Genomic DNA, 5169 nt, shown 5'->3' with positions numbered 1-5169 from the left:
CGCTGCAACACGCTTACGCAACGCCATCGGTAACGGCTTGCCCATCGCGGTTTCTCCCTTCTACCGCAATGAATCATCAAACCGTCATTCAGGGAATCCCGAATCCTTTAAAAGGCGACGTGCTTTAAAGCATGGGAGATGCCCAATGGTCTTAGGGCATCGAGCACACGCTCGGAGACAACAAGCCGGTGGTCCTCGGCTAGCCCGAAATCGTCGTGGCCCGCCCTCCCATCCACTTTCAGCCAAACGAATGGCGGCAACTCCACGTCCGGCTGCATCTCCTCGAACAATTCGGACGTGGTTACTTCGACCTTGTCGAAGGTCGCTCCCGAAAAGCCAGCCGTGAGAATTTTCGCCTTCACGTCTTCCGTGACGAGGTAGCAGGGGAACGAAGTAACAATGACATCACCCAGCCACCCGTCGAATTCATAGTGCAAACGTGCCACGGCGGGAGGATGGACGCCCGTGTCCATAATGGTATCATCGCCAAGCCCGCCCGAGACTTCCGGTTCCAAATAGAAGTATTTCACTGGCCCCCCATTCCGGAGCGGAATCACTCACGTCCGAAATTGCCTCGTCAAAGATTCTGCATCTACTGGGTGCAATATGCATTTTGTACAATCTATAATTGTAAGTCAAGTTCGTGTGTTTAGACGCCTACCGCAGAGGACGCGCGGAAACTCCTCAGAGCGGCGCGATCTTGCAGCCATCCTCGCATTCGAAAGGTCCAGTCTACCGATCATCGTAAGGCTCGACGACTGCAAACGGAATGCCCAGTGATTCAAGCAGATCAAGGACGCGCTTCGAAATGACGAGGCGATAATCGGTTGCGATCCCGAAGTCGTCGCGGCCCGCCTTCCCATCCACTTGCAGCCAGACGAAAGGTGGTAATTGCAGCCCGGGTTGATCCTCCTGACAGTCTTCCGAGATAGTCACCTCGGCGGCGGCGAATGTCGCACCTGAAAAGCCGATCTTCTGCAGCGCACGCTGGGTCTCTTCGGTGACGAGGAAACAGGGAAAAGTTGTAACAATCACATCCCCAAACCAGCCCTCTACCTCGTAATGAAGTTTGGTTACGATCGGTGGGTGAACGCTCGGGTCGAGAACCGTGTGTTCGCCAAGTCCACCGGCAACGTTCGGCCATATGTAGAAATATTGCATCATTCGCCTATCGGGGGGTTGAACAGATGTCCGTATTTCTTGTCGATGTAAGTGACGTAGTCCAGCACTTGCTGACGAGTCGGCCGGGGGTGGGATGCATAAAATTTATTCCATTCGAACCGAAAAACGACCTTGTGCAAAAGATTGTCCAGTCCTTTCGGAATTCCACGAAGATTCTGAAGTGAGTGCATCTCGCCTTCGGTAACAAGGCCGGGATACCTGTTTAGGATTTGCCTCTCGGCAGCGTGATGGACGATAACATCACCTTCCAGACTAGGGTTCGCGGAGAGAAATGTTTTGCGATAGTTTTTCGAAGCAGCCTTGCCGAAGGATGCTCCCGAAAACCTTACCTTCGAAGGATCTCTTGCGATCGACTTTATGATTTTGAGAAGCTCGGCCTTGTCGGGTTTGGTGCCTGTACTCAAGCGATAGGCGGCATCCTCTGCAGCTTTGAGCAGAGGTTTCGTGTCAACGACCTGGCGAGCCACCGCGGCATCAGCGGCGAGCTCTGATGTGGCGCGTGAACCAGTTGCTGCAAACTCGTCGAGCGGCTTGGCAAACCTGCTCATCCCACTACGGACGACGGCCAAGCCTTTTGCGACGGCCTCGCCGGCAGCCTCTAGCGCTAAGCGCCCTGGGGTACCGACCCCCGAGCCGGGGGTGACAGGCAGTTGCTCGAGGAATCCCCAAAGAGAATCATGCAGATCCTCAAGGGCCAGGCCAGTGTCGTGCGGGGCTCGGCCCAGGGCCTCGAAGCCCTCACTGAGATAGTTGCCGAAATCCTCCCCCGCCTGCTCAAGGGCAGATTTGGGTCGGTCCGAATTTACCGCGGGGGATGGTCGGCCCCCAGTGGCAGCGGTGGTGATCGGGTCGACTTGATCTGGTTGAGAAGAGCCAGCTTCATCGATTTGCCGCAGCAAAGCTTCGCGAGTATTTGGATCTAACCCTGCCGCCTGAAGGCCATCTAAAATGGCTTCTTTATCGGGCCCCGAGATTTCGTTTTTGCGGAGGGTATTAACAATGTCTTGCGCTACGGCTGTCGGTAGCAGTTGCGGCCTCTCGACACCCAATTGTCTCTGGGCGGCAAGAGAGATGGCGAAGGCTTTCCGGTATGCCTCCGGGTCGCCGCCTTTTTGATTATCGTTTGAATTGGCGGCGTTGGTCCACGCGGCGTCCACATCGGGAAAGACTTCGCGAACATAGCCTGCGGGGTCAGCCCGCCTGTCGCCCAAGATCTTGAGGGCTGCAGCGGCCGCGACTTGATATCGCGCCTGATCTTCCTCGGAACTTCCCGGCCCCGGCTCAACATCACGCAGTGCTGCGTGGATCGCCTGGTTCGGCATGGTCCGCAGGCCGAAGGCTTGGCGACCAGCGTCAATCTTCCGACTGAACTCTTGATATCGCTTGCCGCCCTCCTCGACGCCAAAGACAGCGGTGAAATCCGCAGGGCTTGGCATTGCGCGGGAATAGTTGCCGGTACTGGCGATCGCATCGGGGGCATTCTGCGACGCGAGATCGATGCTGGCGCGCGCGTCGATCAGCCTGTTCATTTTCGCGGCGCGCGCCTGGCGGAGCAGTTGCCGAATACCATCGGGCGATAAATCGGCACGAGGATCGGCGACGGAATCGCCGCCCTGGCGGTCGCCCGCCACCGGTGCGGTGCTAAGCCTCTCGGTTGCCCGCCCAGGATCTCGCGCGATCAGCGCCTCGATCCGCGCCGTCGCCGTGCGGTCGCGCCAAGCGGCTTCGGCCCGCAGCCTGCTCCCGGGGGTCGAGGTTCATCTTGGCGATGAGATCGAGGCCGGCATGACGTGCTGCATCGAAGGCGACGTGGTCGTCCGGGTCGCTCTTCGCGATGGTGTCGAGCTCTTCGGCCTGGGCCGCCGCCAGCTGGTCCTGCTCATATTGGGCGCGGCGCTGGTTTTGCTGCATCGCCATGCGCACCGAGCCTGCCTCCCGCAGGGCTGGCTTGCGGCTGGCGAGGCCGGCGCGCAGCTCGGGCGGCGCCTGCTTCAGGAAATTGTCGAACAGCGTGTCGAACCTGCCTTTGAGCACGATGCGACCGCTATGCGGATCGACCTCGCCATACATGGCGTGGTGCAGGCCCTCGCCGTCGGCCGGCGCGTTGGCCGCGACATCGGCCTCGGCGCTCGCGATCTCGCCATCCAGCCTGCGCGCGGCGATCTCGGTGTCGAAGGCCTGCTGCCGCGCCATGCGCCGTTCGTAGTGAGCGGCAACCTCCTGCCAGTAGGGATCGAGCGGCCCGGCTGCCTCAGGTGGCGGGGCATTGCCGGGATCGAGGCGGCGCTGATCAGCGAGGAGAGGGATGATGTGGACCATCGGCTGCTCCGGCACGGCTGGCTAAAAAGGGCGCAGGCGATCACGTCGCGGCCGGTCGCAAGGCGTCGGCGGCGGCGTTCGCGGCTGATCGGATTGAGGATTTTGGGGAGGCCGGGATTGCCGGCATTGCGGGCGGCCAGAACCACGGCCAGAGGGGCCCAAACTACTGGAATTACAGGTGACCGGAACCGCGCCTCGTCATCCTAGGGCGAAGCAAGGAGCGGAGCGACGCGCGCAGACCCTAGGATCCATGCCATGACGCTAAGGCATTGCTACGGTTACAGAATTCTGCGCCGTTGTGCTCCACGGCAGGGGTCACGGCATGGATACTCGGGTCAAGCCCGAGTATGATGAAGTGAGAGGGCGAATCCCCCTAGCGAAACGCCCCCAGCGGATCGCTCTGCCCCGCCGGCCGTCGAGCCGCCTTGAATTCCGCCGGATCGACCTCCGCTTCCCTCAGCATCATCACGCCATAGCGTGTCGCGGCCATCAGGTCGTCGCGCAACTTCACCACCTGGCCGTTCTTGCGATGGTAGAGCCGGAATTCCTCGAACCAGGCGTGGAGCGTGGAAAACACCTTGAAGCGGCCTGAGTGCATGCGGTCGAGCATGTCCATCAGCCCGGCCTCGACCGAGACGGAGCCATCCGCGAAGCGGGCGTGGCCGGTCAGCATGTTCAGCCCATGGGCGGCATATTGCTTTGCGAGCGCCACGCCGGCGCCTTCCAACGTTTCGCGGCGGCCGTCGCGCGGCCAGGCGAAGGGCAGCCATTCACCCCAGGCCTTCAGCGCCAGCGCCTGCATGGCCGGCGTCTGCTGGGAGGCGCGATGGGCCTTGGTCACGTAGACGACATCGGCCTCGGTATCCCAGGCCAGTTCGACCGCGGCGGAAGGATGGTCCCAGCCGAAATCGAGCGCGCCGATGCGCGGCCACCAGCGGGGCAGCTTGAACGGCTCGCAGGCGATCAGATCCTCCGGCACGGGGAAGATGCGCCCGGAGCCTAGCACCGGAATGCCCTTGGCCCGAGCTTCCCTCTCGTGCTCGGGGTATGCCGCAATGATCTCCGCGCGTTGCTCGGGCGAATAGTGACCGGCGTCGTCGATGGTCATGAAGGTAACGTGGCGGGACATGGCGATCCTCAATGCGCAAGCTCCTAGCTCCGCAAGCGCCTAGTCAGCCTGGAGCGAGTTAAGGACGCGGCGGGAGGTCAATTGCTTCCAAAGTTTGGCGGATAGATTCATCGACAGGGCATATATGTCGATCAGGACCCTGCACGCGACTCCAGATGTCGTCGACTACAAAAACTTTGAATTCCTTCTTTGGAGCATTTTGGTCAACGCCCTCTCGTTCGGACACGAGCACGTGGCAATGTGCATCAGCCCCATGTTCCGGCGCTCGCACGACGTAAACATCGTAAACCTCGTTGGCCGCCGCCTCTGCATCCCCCACGGTGAACTGATAGTAGCCCAGATAGTGACTGGTTTCCGCGCTCTGCCGCTGGTTTGCGACAGCTGCTGCGTTGCAGCCGTACCCGTGTAACGCACCACCTGGCAAATCCCCCATATGCGCCACCGAAAGCGCAAAAGGCGGCTTCTTGTTTTGAAGGCGAAAGAGAATTCTGGGGTCGAACGCTCTATTTTCAGCTAGGAATTTTGGATAGATGCAACAA

Annotated in this window: 6 protein-coding genes; all 6 read right to left on the bottom strand. The window is 60.3% G+C overall.

Annotated features, from left to right (window positions below; genetic code table 11):
* Positions 1 to 107 precede the first annotated feature (107 nt).
* Entirely contained in the window at positions 108 to 530 is a 423-nt protein-coding gene (locus tag EOD07_RS21685; protein WP_127236928.1) for a hypothetical protein, read from the bottom strand.
* A gap of 202 nt (positions 531 to 732) precedes the next feature.
* Positions 733 to 1164, bottom strand: coding sequence for a hypothetical protein (locus tag EOD07_RS21680; RefSeq protein WP_245470381.1), 432 nt, complete (start codon positions 1162 to 1164; stop codon positions 733 to 735).
* Positions 1161 to 2813: a hypothetical protein gene (locus EOD07_RS21675; protein ID WP_127236927.1), complete on the bottom strand. Its 1653-nt coding sequence runs from the start codon at positions 2811 to 2813 to the stop codon at positions 1161 to 1163. Before EOD07_RS21675 ends, EOD07_RS21680 begins: the two co-directional genes overlap by 4 nt.
* A 10-nt stretch (positions 2814 to 2823) precedes the next feature.
* A complete protein-coding gene (locus EOD07_RS21670; RefSeq protein WP_127236926.1) occupies positions 2824 to 3501 on the bottom strand; it encodes a hypothetical protein in 678 nt (225 codons plus the stop codon).
* Positions 3502 to 3874: 373 nt separating this feature from the next.
* Positions 3875 to 4630 (bottom strand): terminase family protein, encoded by a 756-nt coding sequence (locus EOD07_RS21665; protein WP_127236925.1) that lies wholly within the window; start codon positions 4628 to 4630, stop codon positions 3875 to 3877.
* 58 nt (positions 4631 to 4688) lie between these two features.
* The coding region (locus EOD07_RS37740; protein WP_164772410.1) for a hypothetical protein at positions 4689 to 5169 on the bottom strand (481 nt) is incomplete at its 5' end.

The sequence above is a fragment of the Mesorhizobium sp. M2C.T.Ca.TU.002.02.1.1 genome (assembly GCF_003997225.1).
Note: the sequence above shows the minus strand (reverse complement) of the source record. Positions and strands in the feature narration are given on the sequence as shown.